Raw genomic sequence first — 20,725 nt, 5'->3', positions numbered from 1 at the left:
TATAAATATAAAAGACCACATATGTGGTCTTTTTTTATTGCTAAAAATAGCAAGTATTACTATCTATGTCTAAGATAATCTATAAAATTATTATCACTGCTTTTTCTACAAAATAACTCCTTTAGATAATCTGTTTTTTTTATATTTTCTTTTCCTATAAAACTAATAATATCTTTTTTATTGTTTTTTATAAATACTAGCTTTTCAACTTCAAAGTTGCTAGCTCCTTCAAATAAATCCTCCATCTCTTCTTTGCTATAATCGATATTTATATGATAAAAAAATCCTATTGATGATATATTTTCTCCCACTATAAGTTTGCTACACTCCATAGATTCATATTTATCACTTATATCTAAATTTAATTCTTTCTTCACTTTGCGAATGATGGCCCTTTTAGGGTCTAGTTCTCCTTTAATTTTATTCTTACAATCATTTTTTTCTATAAGTGATGGTATACACTGATATAAGTCTTTATAAGGACTGTCTTTTGTCATTTTAGCTAAAATAAAATAATTGTCACTTGTTTCTAGCAGGGCAATTGAACTAATGGACCTACAAATATTTTTGCTCAAACAATTTTTTTGCGTGTATATATAATGTGAATAATCACTTATATTCAATATAAACTCTATCTTATCCTTATATATCTTTATATTTTTTATATTTAGCAGCTTGTGTTTTGATATATCTGAAGTTGATATATCTCTTCTTTTTAGATTCCTCTCTATTTTATCTCTCAACTCTTGTGACTTATTGTATACCTCAAAAGAATTAAACAAGCGAAAGTTGGAAGGCACCTCAAATATTTCTGCTTTTTCTCTATAATTTCCTAACATAAATACTACCTCTCTTTACAATTGATATTAAAGCTCAGCTCTCCTTGAAATAAAAAGGGACCCCCAAAATCTCTTTCAGGGATCACCTCTAAGGGGCATCTAAAAATTTTCGTTCACACTAATCACTGTATATCTTTATATATTAATATGTCCTATAATATATATCTTATAATTCGTCTATTGCTTCCTTAATTGATAAGCCTAGTAGTCTTATACCTTCTTCTATCTTATCATCTGGCATATTAGAATAGTTCATTCTAAATGTATTTACATGTCCACCATTAGGGAAGAATGGTTCTCCTGGAACAAATGCAACATTATTTGGAAGAGCTTTTTCCTTCTGTAATACAGTTGCATCTATACCTTCTGGAAGTATTACCCAAGTAAACAATCCACCGTTTGGATAAGTATAAGTTACTCCTTCTGGGAAGTACTTCTTCATAGCATCTAGCATAACAGTTCTTCTATGTCCGTATACTTCTCTTAATTTAGCTATATGAGCGTCTACATCATAATCATCAAAGAACTTAGCCATTTCCATCTGAGATATAGTAGAAGCCTGTAAGTCAGCTGCCTGCTTGATGACATTGAACTTAGCAAGTATTTCTGGAGCCGCTGCTACCCAACCAATTCTGTAACCTGGAGATAACACCTTAGATAATGTTCCTAGGAACATTACTAATCCCTTTGTATCCATTGACTTAAGAGATGGTAGGTATTCACCTTCATATCTTAATTCTCCGTATGGGTTATCTTCTGCTACTGGAATTTCATATTTATTTATTATTTCCATGAATTTCTTTCTTCTTTCTAAAGGCCAAGTTCTACCACTAGGATTCTGGAAATCTGGAATAACATATATAAACTTTACTCTGTCATTTTCTTCAAGAATCTTTTCTAATTCTTCCATGATCATTCCATTTTCATCAGTTGGAACGTCTATGAACTTTGGCTGATATGCATTGAAAGCATTTATAGCACCTAGATAAGATGGGCTTTCGCAAAGAACAATATCATCCTTATCTAAAAATGCCTTACCTATAAAATCTAGGCACTGCTGAGAACCATTAGTTATTAATAGATCATCAGCTACTACATTTGTCTGTAAATTATCATTCATTCTCTTAGCAAGGTGCTCTCTTAGTGGAGCATAACCTTCAGTAGTAGTATACTGCATAGCCACTCTACCGTTTTCTTCAAGTACCTTCTTAGATACATCTATCATAGCATCTACTGGGAATAATTCAGGAGCTGGCATACCACCCGCAAATGATATTACTTCTGGTTTCTGAGTTAATTTTAAAAGTTCACGTATTGCTGAACCTTCCATATTATTAGTTCTTTCTGCAAATTTTATAGCCATTAAAAACTACCTCCATTATACTAATATTTTTTTATACAGATAAACTTTTAAATCTTACCTGTTTTAAAATTATATTTTTATATCATAATTTTCTTTCTTATAAAAATCACACTCTCTAAGATATTTCGATATCTTCAGATCCTTCTTCTAATCTCTTCTTTTTCCACTTGTATCCAGGATTTTATTTTCTTAATTTTCTGTTTTTTGTTTGTATAGAAAATCATCTATATCTAAAAGTATTTACTGTGTATATATTTATATACGAAAACTCAAACTTATAAGATATTCTATCTAACAGATACTCGCTAATCTATTTCTACAGCTTTCACTGGCTCTTCAATATCACTTGAGCTCTTACTATCCTTCTTTGATAACATAAACCCTATTACAATTGAAATTACAACAGGTACAACCCATTCAAATCCTAGATTTGCTAGTGGTAGTTTTGCTACTAAATTAGGTATAGTTTCATTTCCAAGAAGACCACTTACAACTACTATAAAGCTGAAAATTAAGCTTGTAGCTGCAGCTATTCTAAATACTATGTCATCTTTAATTTTTTCATTAAATAATCCTAGTACAACCAATGTTAAGGCTCCTGGATATACTACCAATAATATTGGAAGAGCAAAGCTTAATATCTGAGTAACCCCAAAGTTTGAGACTATTGCACTCAATATACATACTGTTAAAACTACTTTTTCATAACTAATTTTATTTTTACTTAATCTACTAAAGAATAATCCACAAGATGATGTTACTCCTATAGCAGTTGTCAAACATGCTAATGCAATCATTATTGCAAGGAGAATTTTACCTGTATTTCCCATTAATCTATATGTAATTGCAACTAAAAGAGCTGTTGAGTCTATATCTGCACCATAATTTGATGAAACAGTAGCTCCTAAATAAGCAAGACCACCATAAACTAATAACATACCTACTGCTGCTACTACTCCCGCCATTATTGTTGCTTTTATTTTTATTTTTTCTTCTTTATAACCTTTATCAACAAGAGAAGCAATTATTATACTTGCAAATACAAATGCCCCCAAGGAATCGAGTGTTTGATAACCCTCTTTTATACCTCTTGAAAATAATCCACCTTCAATAAGAACCTTATCACTCATCTGACCAAGAGGAGAAACTGCTCCCTTAATTATTAGAATCGCTAAAGATATTAATAATACTGGTGTTAAGAACTGACCTACTATATCAACAACCTTTGATGGCTTTATAGTCAAGGCTAATACAATTGCAAAAAATATTATTGAGAAAATAATTCTATTAAATCCTGGCCCTATTGTTGGTAAAATACCAACTTCATATGTAGTTGCCGCTGTTCTTGGCACTGCTATCAATGGACCAATACAAATTACTATTACAGATCCCATAACCGCTGCAAAACCTTTTCCAACCCTATTAAATAGCGCATCCATTTCACCATTAAACTTAGTTAGAGATATAATTACTAATAAAGATAAACCTGCATCAGCAAATAGGAAACCTAAGAATGCTATCCACCATTTACTTCCGGAAACCACTCCTAAATACGGTGGAAATATTAGATTACCTGCGCCGAAAAACATTGCAAATAACGCAAAACCCACTACGAACACATCTTTTACTCTAATTGTTTTGTGATCCACTTCTTTATTCTCCTTATACAAATATTTAAAGGGCACAGTAATCAAGTAAGCTGTGCCCTTATACCAGTAGTTTGAGCAAGATTATTATTTAAACATCAATAAATTTATTTTTTATCTAACATACTTACTGCGCTTAAAGCCGCACCAATTGCACCCGTAAATTGTGCCTCATCTGGAACAATTACTTCGTACCCAAGTGCATCATTCATAGCTCTAACTACTCCAGAGTTTGTAGCAACTCCACCAACTAAAACTATGTCTTCTCTCAGTCCAATTCTTTTGGCTAGGCTCGCAACTCTCTTCGCAACAGAATCATGTATTCCTGCTATAATATTTTCTATTGAAACACCTTCAGATAAGTTAGATATGACTTCTGATTCTGCAAAAACTGTGCATGTACTACTTATCATTATCTGGTTATCGGCTTTTTTATCTAATTCTCCCAGATTCGATATATCTGTTTCAAGAATCTTTGACATTACGTCTAGAAATCTTCCTGTCCCTGCAGCACATTTATCATTCATAACGAAGCTTTCAAGTCTTCCATTTTTATCGATTTTAAGAGCCTTTGCATCTTGTCCACCGATATCTATGATTGTTCTTACGCTTGGTATTAGATGAACAACACCCTTTGCATGGCAACTAAGTTCACTGATTTGTTTGTCAGCGCCATCGTATTTCATTCTTCCATATCCAGTAGCAACCACTTTATCAAATTCAGAGATCTTCATGCCTGTTACATCAAATATCTCTTGATTTAGTTTCTGTGGACCGCTAGTGCCTGTTCCATACGGTATTATAATGGAACTGATAATGTTTTCTTTCTCATCCATTACCACTCCTTTAGATGCCGTCGAACCAATGTCTACTCCTAACACTTTCATCTTGCTACACTCCTTTATTTTCTTAATTCATGCTATTTACTACTTCTCCAGTTTCATTATGACATTTAATATTGTCAAGAGAAGTACTTACTAAGTTATCAACTGCTGTTTCTGTAAAGAATGCAAAGTGTCCTGTTAGGTTAACATCGTCTCTAGACATAAGATTTGGAACTGGTGAATCCTCTAATTTTTCTCTGTCATCAATTTTTTGATTTACATATAGTGTTTCACATTCTAATACGTCTAAACCTGCAGCCTTAAGATGACCTGAGTCTAATTCTGCTAATACTGCATCGATGTCTAATAGTGCACCTCTTCCTGTATTGATCAGGATAGCGCCTTCCTTCATAAACTTTATATTATCCTTGTTTATTAGATGGTACGTATCTTCTGTAAGTGGAAGGTGAAGTGATACAACATCTGATCTTGATAGAAGATCTTCTAAATCTGATGCGTATTCTAGTACTCCTTCTGCATTAGGATTTTTGAATACATCATATCCTATTACTTCAGCTCCAAGACCCTTGAAAAGCTTAGCTGTTGTAAGGCCTATTCTTCCTGTACCGATTATACCTACTACACAGCTTCTAATTTCTTTTGATATAACTCTTTTTTCCCATTTGAAATTACCTGTTGCCTGTGCTGTCTTTATATGATTAATATTTCTTAGAAGCATCATAGCATGAGTAACTGCAAGTTCTGCTATAGCATTAGGAGAATACTGTGGAACGTTTGTTATACTGATTCCATACTTCTTCGCCAAATCTAAATCGAACATATCTACTCCTGCTGTACGGGAAGATATCTGCTTAACACCGTTTTCCTTTAGCTTTCTATATATCTCTTCATCTTTCACTGGAATTACCTGTTGAGTAGTTACCCCATCATAGCCCTTTGCCTTGTCAACAGAATCAACTGTTAATAAACCATATTCTATATCAACTTGAATATCATTATTTTTCGCCCAATTCTTTACTGCATCAACTTCGTACTCTTGAACATGATAAGCTAGTATTTTCATATTAATCTCCTCTAAAATATATTTTAAATCTCTTACCCTTCTATGTTTTCTAATTCCTCTATTATCTGTGGAATTATATCATAAAGGTCGCCTACTAAACCATAATCTGCCACCTGGAATATAGGTGCATCTGGGTTTTTATTGATTGCAACTATAGTATCAGAATCACTCATTCCTGCCAAGTGCTGTATCGCTCCAGATATACCGCAAGCAATGTAAAGCTTTGGCTTAACTGTTGTACCAGTCTGACCTACCTGATGAGAATGGTCTATCCAACCAGCATCTACTGCTGCTCTTGATGAACCAACTACACCATTTAGCTTTTCAGCTAGCTGTTCAATAAGCTTGAAACCTTCTTGTGTTCCAAGTCCTATCCCCCCTGAAACTATAACTTCAGCATCTGTAAGTGATACTAAATCCTTTTCAGATTTTATTATTTCTTTCACTTCAGTTCTAATATCAGATGCCTTAAGGTCTAAATTAACCTTTACTAATTCACCCTTATGATCTGGATTCTTAATTGCCTTATCCATTACACCTGGTCTTACTGTTGACATCTGTGGTCTATTTTCTGGACATATTATAGTAGCCATTATATTACCACCAAATGCTGGTCTAGTCTGCTTTATCTTTCCATCTTCTTCATCTATTTCTAACTTTGTACAGTCAGCAGTTAGTCCTGTATTTAATCTTGAAGCTATTCTTGGAGCCATATCTCTACCTATGTGAGTCGCTCCTATAAGGAATATTTCTGGTTTGAACTCATTTATAGCGTCACAAACCACCTTAGAATATCCATCTGTAGTATAGTTTTCAAGCTTACTATCCTGACAGAAGTAAACTGTTTCAGCTCCGTAAGAATAAAGTTCATCTACTAAATGACCTACATCGTTACCTACTAATATCGCATTTAACTTTATACCCTTTACATCAGCAAGCTTTCTACCTTCTCCTAATAGTTCTATAACTACTGGAGACAGCTTTCCTTGCCTCTGTTCAGCATATACCCATATATCTTTATAGTTTGAAATATCTACTTTTTCCATCTCTAACCTCTCCTAATTTATATTATATGTTTCTCTTTAAGCTTTTCTACTAGACTCTGTGAGATTTCCTCAACTGTTCCGTTAAGCATTTCTCCCTGACCCTTAACTTCAGGTGTGAAAGATCTAAATACTCTTGTAGGAGAAGCTTTTAACCCTACTTCTGATGCAGTAATATCTACATCATTTATAGTCAATACTGAAATTTCTTTTTGACAAGCATCAAATATCTTATCTATGTACATATGTCTTGGTTCATTTAATTCCTTAACTGCTGTCAATAGTGCTGGCATTTGAAGTTCTATCTTTTCAAATCCATTTTCTAATGCTCTTTCTACCTTTAAAGTATTTCCATCAATATCTAGCTTTTGAACATAAGTTACCTGAGGAAGATCTAACTTCTCAGCTATCTGAGGTCCAACCTGAGCTGTATCTCCATCTATTGCCTGTCTACCTGATAATATTAGGTCATAATCTCCTAATTTTCTTATCGCTGCAGCTAAAGCATTTGAAGTCGCCCAAGTGTCTGATCCACCGAAAGCTCTATCACTTACTAATACAGCTTCGTCAGCACCCATTGCTAAACATTCTCTTAACATTTCTTTTGCCTGTGGAGGTCCCATTGAAACTACTGTTACTGTACAATCCTTATATATATCCTTTAGTCTTAATGCTTCTTCTAATGCATTAGAGTCATCTGGATTAAGTATACTTGGAACTCCTTCTCTTATTAGTGTGTTTGTTTTCTTATCTATTTTTACCTCAGTTGTATCAGGTACCTGTTTTGCACATACTATAATTCTCAAAATCTACACCATCCTATCTATTTATTTTATTACGTGAGCCGCTATAACCATCTGCTGAACCTGAGAAGTTCCTTCATAGATAGAAAGAATTCTTGCATCTCTGTATATTCTTTCAATTCTATAATCCTTAACATATCCGTATCCACCGTGAAGCTGAAGAGCCTTGTAAGCAACTTCATTTGCTACTTCTGCTGCATAGTACTTAGCCATTGAAGATGCTAATCCAGGATTCTTTCCTGCATCTTTGTCCATAGCTGCACTATATACTAACATTCTTGCTGCTTCAACCTTAGTAGCCATATCTGCTATTGTGAATTGAGTGTTCTGGAATCTAGCTATAGGCTTTCCAAACTGAACTCTCTCTTGAGTGTATTTTACAGCTTCATCTAATGCTGACTGTGCTACACCTACTGCCTGTGCTGCAACGCCTATTCTTCCTGATTCAAGAGTATTCATCATTACCTTAAATCCAGCACCTAACTTACCTAACATATTTTCTTTTGGAACCTTTACATCATTAAATATTAAATCCGATGTTCTTGTTCCTCTAATACCCATCTTATCCTCATGAGCTCCGTGAGATACTCCATCCCACTTAGTTTCAACTATGAAAGTTGAAATTCCCCCATGTGTTCCCTTGCCTTTCTCAGTAACTGCAGAAACTATTGCAAAATCACAAAATGGTGCGTTTGTTATCCAACATTTTCTTCCGTTTAGTATGTAGTGATCTCCATCTAACTCAGCTGTTGTAGCTGTTGCACCGGCATCAGAACCTGCTCCTGGTTCAGTAAGACCAAATGCACCGATCTGAGTTCCCAATGATAGAGGTTTCAAATATTTTTCTTTCTGTTCTGGTGTTCCAAAGTTTACAAGTGGTAAAGCTACCAAAGAAGCCCCAGCTGTCAAGAAAGTTCCTGAAGAACAATCTGCTCTAGATAATTCTTCCATTATTATTGCATATGACATGTAGTCAGCTCCAGCACCGCCATATTCTTTTGGTACTATTACTGAGTTGTACTTATATCTAGCTAATTTGTCCATAAATTCTTTAGGCATAGGACGGTTTTCTTGGTCCATTTCTTTTGCCAAGTCTGTATCATATAGTTCTACCTGACAAAAATCCCTTATTGATTTTTTTACCATTTCATGTTCCAGTTTTAACTTCATTTCATACCTCCAAAATATTATACAAGCATTTCGGCAAATGTTTGTACTCTTGTTCTGATTTGTTCGTTACTTCCAACCTGCTGTTCTATTTCTAGATACAAATGTGGTATATCTGCATTTTTAAGGTCTTTCATTACTATTGGATAGTCATATTCTTCTGGGTCACAGAATTTCATCATTGCATAGATTACGCCGTCAGCACCAACTCTCTTACAATTTTCAACTATCATCTTACCTCTCTTCTTCTGAGGATCATATGCTAAAGTAGAACCTTCAACGTCTCTCCACTGAAGAGCTAGTCTTTCAAGAGCTGACTTTCCTTCATTTGGTACTAAAGTATCAAACTGAAGAGTTTCCTGAGCAACATTGTCATAAGCTACGGCAATATTGTTTTCTTCTAGTAAGTTTAAGATTTCCTTATCATCAAATATTATTCCTGTAACCATTACTGTCTTACCATCAAACTTTTCTTCTGGCATTGCTTTTAGCTCTGCATTTAACTGCTTTACTAAGTCAGTATGTTCTTCAACCTTCATAAATAATCCACTTCTAATAACTGCGTTTCTTAAGTATGGTGTGATTGTATTTAAATGCTTAGGAACTAGTTCAATAAATTCCTGCATTACTTTTCTGTGTTCATTGTAAACATCGATACTGTTTTGAAGAGCTTCTTCTGTGATTTCATGTCCACATATCTTTTCAAGTTTCTTCTTTACTCCCTCATATTCAGTTACAAGGTAGTCAGTACCAGCCTGTATCTTTCTGTTTTGTGGATGAACAAAAGCTATCATTTCCATTCCACTAACACCAGACTTGTAGTTCTGAGTCATAGTTATTAAAGAGTCACACATGCAAGGAATTATTGCAGCTGACATACCATCATAACTTCCCTTAATTCCATACTCTAGTATTGCCTGCATTATTGAACATGCAAATGCTGGGAAATATTCTTTTGCAGCATCTATTTCAGTCTTTCCACCCCATACGCCCATAGGTATCATTCCACTTGCATGTACTATTTCTGTAGGTGTGTATACTGGAAGTAGTCCAATAACCTTTTTATTTTCATCTAAATATTGCTTCATTAATTCCTTAGGATGATTTGAAGCATACTCTAATTTTCCTAGTATATCTTTAATAGTCATTTTATGGCCTCCTCAAAATTAAAACTATTTATTTTTTCTTTCGCTCATTACCTCTACTAGTCCCTGAAGTCTAGTTTCAAACTGTGCGTTTGTGAAGTTTCTTGGGTCAGCCTGATCCCCATCAAATCCTGCATATGGTAAATCAGTTTCCTTAGCAACTCTTCTCATCATTTCATACTGAATGAAACTCATCAACTTACAGCTTCTGTTCATATGATAGAATGCACCTTCACAGTCACCGTCTTTTAGAGCGTTTATTCTGTATTCAACCATTTTTTCAATATTGACATTATTGAACATTGAACTATATGCTCTTGCCATTCCGTCAAGGTCATTTACTTCATATTCAAGTGCCCAAGCATGAGGATAAACACTTCCTGTCATGTTAACTCCATACTTAGATAAAGTCTTCATTTTGTATCCTATATAAGGCCAACATGGAATTCCTTCCATCATTATTCTATATTTTTCTTCTCCTCTGAAAGAAGTTTCTCCCTTTTCAGCATTATCTTCTAGATATTCTACTAATAGCTTAAATGCTTCAGTTGTTTCAGTCTTACCTCTTGCACATACTATTACTGCCATATATGTAAATAGGTCAAAACCGTTCATTGGAGATGGATAGTTACCCTGAGGTAAACTCATTGAGTATTTCCATAGCTTACCATTTTCAGCTGATATCTTCATAACTTCTTCTAATCTCTTAGGATCAAATTCTTTTCCAGATATTTCTGATAACTGTCTAACAGCTTCTTCAAACTGAGCTTTTAGGTAATTTATTCTACTTTCAGATACTTCATAGTCATAATTATAAGTAGTATCTATCATTATTAGAGGTATATTTCTTTCTCTAGCAATATTTTCATACCACTTAACAACTTCATTACATATATTGTTACAGCAACATAGAAAATCTGGTTCTGGCATTGGAAGAGTATCTGAATGACCCTTTTCAAGTAAACCAAAGTTTGTTCTTGCATAAGCACATAGATCGTTTGAATATCCTTGATCTTCAGCAAGTTCACAAAGCTCTAAAGATTCCTTCTTTGCAGCAACTCCTGCAGCATGATTTTCAGGATATAATAAATTCAGATCAAATATTTCTGCTAACTCTTGAGGGAATACTGAAGTGGCCCAACCTACAGGTCTACCTTCTTCTTTTGCCTTAAAAGCATTCTCATATTGTTCTGCCAACAACTCATTTATAACCGTTCTAGCATCTTTTTTATCTGCCATTTCTTTACCTCCTTGTAAGTATCAAGCTCTCTATATATTTTTTAGCTTATTTTATAATATTATTTTCTTTTAGTTTTTCTATCTTATCTGCTGAAACACCAAGATCCTTCATTACCTGTTCAGTATGTTCACCCATCTTTGGAGCTCTTACATATCCTTCTCTAGGATTTTCTGTAAACATTACTGGAGTGTTGTATAAAACACCTTCGTTTCCATTGTCATATGTATGCTTAATTAGGTAGTCATTTGACCAACACTGTTCGTCATTAAGTACATCTTCTGGTGAAGCAAGCTTTTCATAAGGTATTCCTGCCTTTTGAAGTCTTTCAGCCCATTCTGCAAATGGTCTCTTTATGAATTCTTCTTCCATCATTATTACGAATTCTTCAGTATGCTTTACTGCTTCCTTCATTGTTGAGTACTTAGAACCCTTTAGGTCAGGTCTTTCTATAACCATGTCACAGAAGTTTCCAAACCACTTTTCATACTGGAAGAATGCTAGCTGAACCCAGTTTCCATCAGCACACTTAAATGTAGTGTTTAGTGGGTTAGGTGGTGTTCTTCTTGATATTGGCATTCTGTATCCATACTTAGAAGCCGCTACTGGAATACCCATACCAAATACTGCTGTATGGAATAGAGATACTGTTACTCTTTCTCCCTTACCAGTTTCTTTCTTCTTGAATAATGAAGCTACAATACCTGCTGCTAAACTTATTCCTGCGTAGTGATCTCCTAGACCTGCTACTGGATTTGCTGGTGATGTACCCTTTTCCATAAGTGATCTTGCAACTCCACCTCTTGCAAAGTAAGCTGTATAGTCAAATGCTGGATTGTTCTTTGCTGGACCATTGTCACCATATCCTAATAAATGTGCAAATATTATATGTGGAGCTTTTTCTTTTATACATTCATAGTTAAGCCCACTCTTATCTAATGCTCTCTGTCTTGTATTAGTTAAGAAAACATCAGCTGTTTGTAATAGTTCGTAAATAAGTTCTACACCTTCTTTACTTCTTGTGTCTACCATGATTCCCTTCTTACCTGAGTTTTCCATTTCAAATAATGGGTTCTCATCTTCTTCTATAGGGAAATTCCATTGCATACCTACATATCTCATTGAGTCACCTTCAAGTGGTTCAATCTTTATTACTTCTGCTCCCCAATCTGCAAGGCATCTTCCACACACTGGTGCTGCAACGTAGTTAGCATATTCAATTACTCTTACTCCCTCTAATGGTAAACCTGTTTTACTCATTTTATCTCCTCCTTAGAAATTATAAAAATTCTTATTGCCTTTCTGTCTTATATATAAGCAATTAGCTTGCCAAAACTATTTTTTTAACAATATTTGTTATAATTTTAGCAAAATGGCTTGAATTCAATATCTCTAGGAATTTTTTAAAAGATATTCGTTATCAAATATTATTGTGTATCTTTTCTTTTTTTTGCATTTGAGCAACTTTTTAACAATCCTATATGTTAAAAAATAAACTGAAATTCCATATTTTTATTTCTTTTTATGATTTTTTTCATAAAAAGAGGCTTTTTTTGACTATATTATCAGTAAATTTAAAATATTGCTAAAAAAAACAGTTTTTTGCATTATGCGAATCATTCGTTTTATGCAAAAAACTGTTAATATATTCATATGAAATTTTATTTATATATATTTATTTTGTCTGTGTTAAATATAACTTAGACAAACTCTAATATGTAGATATATATTCTATATACCCAACTTTTCTATTTATATCCATATATATACAATTATTTACAAATTTTATTTTACACATCAATATATCCACTTTTTATTTTTCGATACACTGTAGATGGATTAATACCGATTGCTTTTGAAGCTTCTGTTACATTACCATACTTTTTAATAGCCATAGAAATTATCTCTTGTTCAACTATTCTATGAGCTTCATCAATAGTAACTATATCATTGACTTTTATTGATTTTTTTTCTAGATCTTCTTCCCTATTTATAGAATTATCATCATAATCATTTCTTGTTTCTTGACCTGGAAGAGCATCTAGATATTCTATTCCCATAATTCTATTTATTTGGTCTTTATTTATAGTTTCATATGCTGAAAGTATAACTAATCTCTCTATTGTATTTTTTAATTCTCTAATATTTCCTCGCCAATCATTTTTTACCAAGGAATCTTTTGCATCCTTAGTAAGATGAACATTCCTATTATATTTATTGTTAAACCTCTCAATATAAAAATCTGTTATAGGAAGTATATCTTCTTTTCTATGTCTTAATGGCGGTATTAATATAGGAATTACACTCAGCCTATAGTATAAATCCTGTCTAAAAATATTAGGATCTTTTATTTCTTTTGTGGTCTTATTAGTAGCAGATATAAATCTAACATCTATATCTATAGGCTCAACTCCACCTATCCTTATAATACTTTTTTCCTGTATAACCCTTAATAGCTTTTTTTGAGTCTCTAGTGCTAGCTCACCTATTTCATCAAGAAATATAGTACCTCCATCTGCATGTTCCAAAAGCCCTTTCTTGCCTTCTTTTCTTGCCCCTGTAAAAGCCCCCGCTTCATAACCAAATAACTCAGATTCTACTAAGTCTTGTGAAATTGATGCACAGTTAATAGCTACAAAAGGCTTGTCCCTTCTACAACTTTGCTTCCAAACACTTCTTGCTATAATCTCTTTACCTGTTCCCGACTCACCTAGTATCAATACTGATGCATCTGAATCAGATATTGTAGCAATAATATCTTTTATTCTTTCTATACACTTACTCTCAGATATGTACTCTATATCACTATCTTTTGTTTCACATGAAGCCTTCATAAGATTTAATATTCTAGAGATATCTCTGCCTGTTAAGACTCCCCCCATGAAATCCCCATTAATGCTAAACCTCGGTATTGCTGTATAGGATACAACCTTTCCTTCTGGATATATAATATCTCGGAAAACCTTTTTCTTAGTTTCAATCATCTCCAAAATAATTGGATTATCCACAAGATTATCTTTTACGAGTTCTCTGATATTTTTCCCCACAATATCTTTTCTCTTAAAAGGTAATATTTGATCACTTATGGAATTCATTCTTCTTATGAAGCCATCTTTATCGAAAATTACTATTATTTCATCGATATGCTCCATCATGTTTTCAACTAAGTTATTATAGTTGTTGTACTCTAGTTGTTCCCTACATACATAATTATTGGACATATTCTACTCAAACCTCTCTTTCACGATATACAAATATTATAATCTTTGTTTTTAATTCCCCTAGTTTAAACTTTTCTCTTATTCTAAATTTTACCACAATTTCAATAATTAATATATGCTTTTTGCAATATCCATTTAAATATTTTTTTAATTATGTTATTTTGTCTACAGAAAAAAAATTCAAGTTAAATAAAATTTTATTTTTTTTTAAACTTTTTGTAAACATAAATAAAAATTTTATTTAAATATTAGGACTGTTAGCTATAAGCCTTAATTTTAAGCTATTTTATCTAGCTTTAATTTGCTTATTTATCTTTATTTGTTTTATTCATTATTTTACTTCTTATATGCTATTTAATAAGGATTAAAATAATAATTCCCATTAAAATATATGTTTTCATCTAAAAAATACATTTTATTCTCCATAAAATTTCTCTTTGAATTTCTTAGAAATACTCCTTTTTATATTAGTTTATTTTATTGAAAAAGTGTTTAATTTTTCAATTTTTCTAAATATTCTTGAATATTTTTCTGCTATAACTTTTTTAATCCTTTATGATTTTTGCAAAAAGAGAGAGTACATCTCTGTACTCTCTTATATTGCAAATTTAAATATCATCTGCGTTAAAATTATTCCTATAACGTATATTACAGTAATTAGCGCTATATTTTTTATATGTTTTTTTCTAGTATAGTGGATATATCCTATAAACTCTCTTATAAATGCATTTAAAGTAAAATACCACTTAGATTTTGAACCATATCCAATACAATCAATCCCAAGACTTTTGGCTATTATCAAGGCTCTCAACACATGGTATGAATTTGTAGCTATAGCAAAATTAGGTTTTTTTCCAAAATCAAGATGAGAACTCATTATTTCATATGAAAATAAAATATTTTCTTTTGTGTTTTTAGATTTATCTTCAATCAATATATCAGATTCTGGAACTCCCTTTTCTCTAGCATAGTTAGCCATAGCAATACCTTCTGCTATCACTTCATCTCCACCTTGTCCACCAGATAAAATCAACTTCGAATTTTTATTTTTCCTATAAACCTCAATACCCTTATCTATTCTTCCTGCCAAAAGTGGTGTTACCTTATCCTTAATAAGACCTGCTCCCAAAACAAGAACAAAATCAAGATCCTTCTTCTTGAAATTTATCAAGTTGAGCATATTTGATAATGTAAACATCATCATCAAGAATAAAAAGTATACAGCCAATATTCCAACATATACATAAATATAACTTGCAAAACTATTAGAAGTTATTTTATTGAATCTAGGCCATATTATAAGATAAACAAATAATAGTATTGAAAGCAGCAAGGACAATACATTTCTTGGCCTAAAACCTTCTTTAATCATTATTTTAATACCGTTATAAAATAAAAATCCAATTAAAAGTATCGGTAAAAGTACTAGCATAAATACTAATAAGACTGATAAAATCATTATTATCGACATCAGAATCGGATAATTTGAAATAACTTGACTATACTTAAATACTAAGAAAATAATCCAAATCCCCAAAGAAAGCAAGGTCAATACAAAGAACACACCAGACATTAAATTTCTTTTATCATTATTCATAATGTATAAAAATACGGCTGCAAAAAGTAAAACTACAAGAAACAAATAAATCATTTTATTCTCCCTTCTATAACTTTCTTATATCAAACAATATCTATATTACTTAAATATAATTTTTATAGAGGCTCTTTAGCTGGAGTTCCAGCCTTTCTAGGAAATCTCTTTGGAGTCTTTGCTGTCTTTTCAAATACCAAAATTTTATGATTTAATTCTTCATCAGGAAGCTCTACATCTATACTTTCAACTAACTCTACACCTAAAAGCTTCATAGCATTTTCTGACTTTTCAAGTTCATTTTCAACATTTGGTCCCTTTAAACATATAAAATATCCACCCAACTTTACATATGGAACGCATAGCTCTAAAAGAACTGGTAGATTAGCTACGGCTCTTGCAGTTGCTATGTCAAATTTTTCTCTAAACTCTTTATTTTTACCAAAATCTTCTGCTCTTCCATGAACATATTCTATATCATCAAATCCGATAGAGTCTCCCACTTCCTTTAGAAACTTAATCCTCTTATTTAAAGAATCAAGCAGTGTAAGCTGGATACTTGGATTTACTATCTTAAATGGAAGACCAGGAAATCCTGCACCTGTTCCGACATCTATTACAGACATTTCATCTTCTATATATCCATTGTTAAATATTGCAACTGAATCTAAGAAATGCTTTATATAAACTTCTCTTTGTTCTGTTATTCCTGTCAAATTCATTACCTTATTGTACTCGACTAATATCTCTCTATACTTCTCGAATTTTTCTAGCATAGAATCGTCAACATTTATATTGTATCCCTTCAGTCCATCACGTAGTAACTCTATATTTTCTGTAGACATAAACACACCTCTTCTTTAATTTTATTATAGTACTATTTATTTCCTCTTCTTTTTTGCTCTAAATATATTAACAGCACTGATATATCTGAAGGAGATACTCCTGATATTCTAGATGCCTGACCTATAGAAGTCGGTTTAATATCATCAAGTTTTTGTCTTGCTTCTATTCTCAAGCCTTCTATCTCACTGTAATTTAAAGTTTCATAAAGCTTCTTATTTTCAAGCTTTCTAAATTGATCAATCTGCTTCATCTGCTTGCTGATATATCCTTCATATTTGATCATTATTACAGCCTGCTGCTTAACTTCATAAGATATTTCTTCACTACTTGCCTTATCTGCCAGTTCAAGTATAGAATAATCTATCTCTGGTCTTTTTAAAAATTCATAAAGAGATAGCCCCTTGTGAAGTAGCTGTATATCCTTCTCTTCAAGAATATGGTTTACTTCATTTGGTGTAATTCTTTCCTTTTTCAATCTTTCTATCTCAGCTTCTACTTCTGCCTTTTTCTTTGTAAATCTATCATATCTTTCCTGAGTAACTAGACCTAGATCATATCCGATTTGAGTAAGTCTCATATCAGCATTATCCTGTCTAAGATATAGTCTATACTCTGCTCTTGAAGTCATCATTCTATAAGGTTCATTAGTTCCCTTAGTCACCAAATCATCTATCAGTACTCCAATATATCCTTCAGATCTATCTATTATAAAAGCTTCTTCTCCTCTTATCTTTCTTACTGCATTGATACCTGCAATCAAGCCTTGAGCTGCAGCCTCTTCATATCCAGAAGTTCCGTTAAACTGACCTGCTGAAAATAGATTTTCTACTCCCTTAATCTCTAGAGTCTGCTTTAGTTGAGTTGGATCTATACAGTCATATTCGATTGCATAGGCTGGTCTCATTATCTTTACATTTTCTAGACCCTTAATAGTTCTGTACATTCTCTCCTGCATATCAAGAGGGAAACTAGTAGACACTCCTTGAACATACATTTCCTTGGTATCTAGTCCTTCTGGCTCTATAAATAACTGATGAGTTTCTTTATCTGCAAACTTCACTATCTTGTCTTCAATAGAAGGACAATATCTTGGACCTGTTCCCTCTATATTTCCACTGTACATTGCACTTCTAGTTATATTTTCCTGAATCAATTTCTTTGTATCTGGAGTAGTCCTTGTCAAATAGCAAAGTACTTGATCTTTTTCTATATCTTCATTCATAAATGAAAATGGAGTTATCTTTTCATCTCCAGCCTGAGCTTCCATCACAGAAAAATCTACACTATCTCTATGAACTCTAGCAGGAGTTCCCGTCTTAAACCTTCTCATAGAAAGTCCTAAATCAATTAAATTGTCAGTAAGCTTCTTTGCATATGCCATACCATTTGGACCTTCCTTGAAGGTATCATGTCCTATAAATATAGTAGACTGAAGGTATACTCCAGTGGCAAGTATAGTCATCTTTGAACTGTATTCAGATCCTAAACGTGTAGCCACTCCTGTAATTTTATTACCCTCATGCAGTATTTCTTCTACTTCATCCATAACTAAATCAAGATTTTCTTGATTTTCTATAGTTTCCTTCATCATTCTGTGATAAAGGTTTTTGTCTGTCTGAGCTCTTAGAGAATGAACAGCAGGTCCTTTAGCTGTATTTAACATTCTACTTTGTATATAAGTCTTGTCTATATTTAGCCCCATCTCTCCACCTAGAGCATCTATTTCTTTTACTAGCTGTCCCTTTCCTGTTCCACCTATTGATGGATTACAAGGAAGTGCCGCTATTGAATCTAAAGAAAGAGTAATCATAAGTGTCTTCATACCCATTCTTGCTGAAGCCAGTGCTGCCTCACAGCCTGCATGACCTGCACCGACTACAATTATATCGTAATTTCCAGCATTAAATCTTTCCATTTTTTTCCTTTCCAATCTATAATTATTTGTTATACCTTACTTTATTGTTTATACTTTATTGTTTGTTTTTTTAATTTATATTTTTGATTTTTATTTTTTCTTTCATATTCATCTGTATTTAAATCTTATCTAGCTTTTATTTGATTTCAATTTTTTTAGATTTTTACTATAAATTATCTATTTTAAAGTTAGCTTCTTTTTAAAGTTTAAAATCAACTTTTATTTGATTTTAAAAGCAGCTTTTCCGAAATTCAAAAGCATTTTTTAAACATAAACTGTCTTTGTATGCCTTTTAAAAATAACTTTTACTAGACTTTAAAACTGTACTTTTTGAAATTGAAAACTAGACTTTCTTAAATCTCAACCTAAATTTGATTTTTATTACTTTCCTATACAGAAGTTAGAGAATATTGTATCTAATAAATCTTCACTGATAGTATCACCATTGATATATCCCAAGGCATCCCAAGCATCCTTTAGGTCAACCTCGATAAAATCATAAGACATTTCATCATTCAATGAACTAATAGCATCTTCAATAGCCTTCATAGCCTTGTAAATAGCATCTTTGTGTCTTGAATTTGTAATCATTACATCTCCTGAATTAGATATTTCTCCACTAAAGACCATATCTTCTATTCTATCGTGAAGCAAATCTAACCCCTCATTTTTAAGTGCAGATATATTGATAATATTAATCTCATCTACATATTTCTTCACTATATCCAAGTCCAACTTTGACTCTAAATCTATCTTATTTAGTATTACAAGAGTCTTTGATCTATCCACACTTTCTAGTATGTCAATATCTTCCTGATCAATCTCTCTAGAATTGTCCAAAACCACTAAAGTAAGATCTGAACTCTTTAAATGTTTTCTTGATTTTTCTACACCTATCTTTTCTACCACATCATCTGTATCTCTAATACCTGCAGTATCAACTATCTTTAGGGCTATACCTTTGATATTTACAAACTCTTCTATAATATCTCTAGTTGTACCTGGAATATCCGTTACAATAGCTCTATTTTCTCCCAGTATTGAGTTCATAAGCGATGACTTACCAACATTTGGCTTACCCAAAATAGCAGTCTGAAGTCCCTCTCTCAAAATCTTACCAGTATCTGCAGTCTTATACATCTGAACTACTTCTCTTTGTATAGCTTCAGTCTTTTCTATCAATTCTTTGTAGGTAATAAACTCTATGTCTTCTTCTGGATAGTCAATAGCAACCTCAACCTGAGCCAAAACAGCAGTCAACATCTCCCTTAGATTCTTTATTTTCTTAGACAAACTTCCCTCTAGCTGACTCTGAGCTAATTCATGAGATTTGTCTGTCTTAGCATTTATTATATCTATTACAGCCTCTGCCTGAGAAAGATCTATTCTTCCATTTAAAAATGCTCTCTTGGTAAACTCTCCCGCTTCAGCCATTCTAGCACCACTTTTAAGAGCAAGCTCCAAAATTTTTCTAACTGAAATAAATCCACCGTGGCAATTTATTTCTACCACATCTTCTGCAGTATAAGAATGAGGTCCTTTCATGTAGGCAAGCAAAACCTCATCTAAAACTACCCCTTCATCATAAATATTCCCATAAATAAGTGTTCTAACGGCATAATCGCCTATAGAATCTCTATAAAGGGGTCTAAACATCTTATTTGCAATATCTAGGGCATTACTTCCACTAAGTCTAATAATCCCTATACCACCCTCTCCAGGAGCTGTGGCAATTGCAGCAATTGTATCATCTATAAACATTTTTCCTCCTAATTTCAATATATATATTAAGGCTTTATTCGCATAAATCTAGTATTATATTATATCATAAAATACCCCTTTATTTGCTTGATTAAAAGAACAAATAATATTTGTCGGATAATGGACTATTTATTTCTTAGAAAAAGTACTATAATAATTATATGAAAACATTTTCTAAAGTACAGAAATATATATTAGAATAGATTTTGAATATATAGTCACTGTATTTTGGAAATAAAA

16 protein-coding genes are annotated in these 20,725 nt (G+C 32.6%); all 16 read right to left on the bottom strand.

Annotated elements, in window-relative coordinates; all coding sequences use genetic code 11:
* Positions 1–59 precede the first annotated feature (59 nt).
* Positions 60–839 carry a hypothetical protein gene (locus UF10_RS07300; RefSeq protein WP_106777142.1) on the bottom strand — a complete coding sequence of 260 codons (780 nt, stop codon included), beginning with the start codon at positions 837–839 and terminating at the stop codon, positions 60–62.
* Between the two features lie 166 nt (positions 840–1,005).
* Complete coding sequence (locus UF10_RS07295) at positions 1,006–2,202, bottom strand: aminotransferase-like domain-containing protein (RefSeq protein ID WP_106777141.1); 1,197 nt, start codon at positions 2,200–2,202, stop codon at positions 1,006–1,008.
* Positions 2,203–2,507: 305 nt separating this feature from the next.
* Positions 2,508–3,851 carry a branched-chain amino acid transport system II carrier protein gene (brnQ, locus tag UF10_RS07290; RefSeq protein ID WP_106777140.1) on the bottom strand — a complete coding sequence of 448 codons (1,344 nt, stop codon included), beginning with the start codon at positions 3,849–3,851 and terminating at the stop codon, positions 2,508–2,510.
* A 104-nt stretch (positions 3,852–3,955) separates the two neighbouring features.
* Positions 3,956–4,735 (bottom strand): acyl-CoA dehydratase activase, encoded by a 780-nt coding sequence (locus UF10_RS07285; protein ID WP_106777139.1) that lies wholly within the window; start codon positions 4,733–4,735, stop codon positions 3,956–3,958.
* A 22-nt stretch (positions 4,736–4,757) separates the two neighbouring features.
* Positions 4,758–5,756, bottom strand: coding sequence for a D-2-hydroxyacid dehydrogenase (locus UF10_RS07280; protein ID WP_106777138.1), 999 nt, complete (start codon positions 5,754–5,756; stop codon positions 4,758–4,760).
* A gap of 32 nt (positions 5,757–5,788) precedes the next feature.
* Positions 5,789–6,802 carry an electron transfer flavoprotein subunit alpha/FixB family protein gene (locus UF10_RS07275; protein WP_106777137.1) on the bottom strand — a complete coding sequence of 338 codons (1,014 nt, stop codon included), beginning with the start codon at positions 6,800–6,802 and terminating at the stop codon, positions 5,789–5,791.
* Between the two features lie 17 nt (positions 6,803–6,819).
* Entirely contained in the window at positions 6,820–7,605 is a 786-nt protein-coding gene (gene etfB, locus UF10_RS07270; protein ID WP_106777136.1) for an electron transfer flavoprotein subunit beta, read from the bottom strand.
* 21 nt (positions 7,606–7,626) lie between these two features.
* Complete coding sequence (gene acdB / locus UF10_RS07265; protein ID WP_106777135.1) at positions 7,627–8,772, bottom strand: putative isocaproyl-CoA dehydrogenase AcdB; 1,146 nt, start codon at positions 8,770–8,772, stop codon at positions 7,627–7,629.
* Positions 8,773–8,789: 17 nt separating this feature from the next.
* Positions 8,790–9,917 (bottom strand): 2-hydroxyacyl-CoA dehydratase subunit D, encoded by a 1,128-nt coding sequence (locus UF10_RS07260; protein ID WP_106777134.1) that lies wholly within the window; start codon positions 9,915–9,917, stop codon positions 8,790–8,792.
* Between the two features lie 24 nt (positions 9,918–9,941).
* On the bottom strand, positions 9,942–11,153 hold the full coding sequence (gene hadB, locus UF10_RS07255) for a (R)-2-hydroxyisocaproyl-CoA dehydratase subunit alpha (RefSeq protein WP_106777133.1): 1,212 nt from the start codon (positions 11,151–11,153) through the stop codon (positions 9,942–9,944).
* A gap of 46 nt (positions 11,154–11,199) precedes the next feature.
* Positions 11,200–12,411, bottom strand: coding sequence for a CaiB/BaiF CoA transferase family protein (locus tag UF10_RS07250; RefSeq protein WP_106777132.1), 1,212 nt, complete (start codon positions 12,409–12,411; stop codon positions 11,200–11,202).
* A 530-nt stretch (positions 12,412–12,941) separates the two neighbouring features.
* Positions 12,942–14,372, bottom strand: coding sequence for a sigma-54 interaction domain-containing protein (locus UF10_RS07245; RefSeq protein WP_106777131.1), 1,431 nt, complete (start codon positions 14,370–14,372; stop codon positions 12,942–12,944).
* Between the two features lie 595 nt (positions 14,373–14,967).
* Positions 14,968–16,023, bottom strand: a complete 1,056-nt coding sequence (locus tag UF10_RS07240; RefSeq protein ID WP_106777130.1) for a YdcF family protein — start codon at positions 16,021–16,023, stop codon at positions 14,968–14,970.
* Positions 16,024–16,085: 62 nt separating this feature from the next.
* On the bottom strand, positions 16,086–16,808 hold the full coding sequence (gene rsmG, locus UF10_RS07235) for a 16S rRNA (guanine(527)-N(7))-methyltransferase RsmG (RefSeq protein ID WP_106777129.1): 723 nt from the start codon (positions 16,806–16,808) through the stop codon (positions 16,086–16,088).
* A 32-nt stretch (positions 16,809–16,840) separates the two neighbouring features.
* Positions 16,841–18,724, bottom strand: a complete 1,884-nt coding sequence (gene mnmG / locus UF10_RS07230; protein ID WP_106777128.1) for a tRNA uridine-5-carboxymethylaminomethyl(34) synthesis enzyme MnmG — start codon at positions 18,722–18,724, stop codon at positions 16,841–16,843.
* A 381-nt stretch (positions 18,725–19,105) separates the two neighbouring features.
* Positions 19,106–20,485 (bottom strand): tRNA uridine-5-carboxymethylaminomethyl(34) synthesis GTPase MnmE, encoded by a 1,380-nt coding sequence (gene mnmE / locus UF10_RS07225; RefSeq protein WP_106777127.1) that lies wholly within the window; start codon positions 20,483–20,485, stop codon positions 19,106–19,108.
* Positions 20,486–20,725 lie beyond the last annotated feature (240 nt).

This window comes from Peptostreptococcus russellii (assembly GCF_003012055.1).
Lineage (GTDB): Bacteria > Bacillota > Clostridia > Peptostreptococcales > Peptostreptococcaceae > Peptostreptococcus > Peptostreptococcus russellii.
Note: the sequence above shows the minus strand (reverse complement) of the source record. Positions and strands in the feature narration are given on the sequence as shown.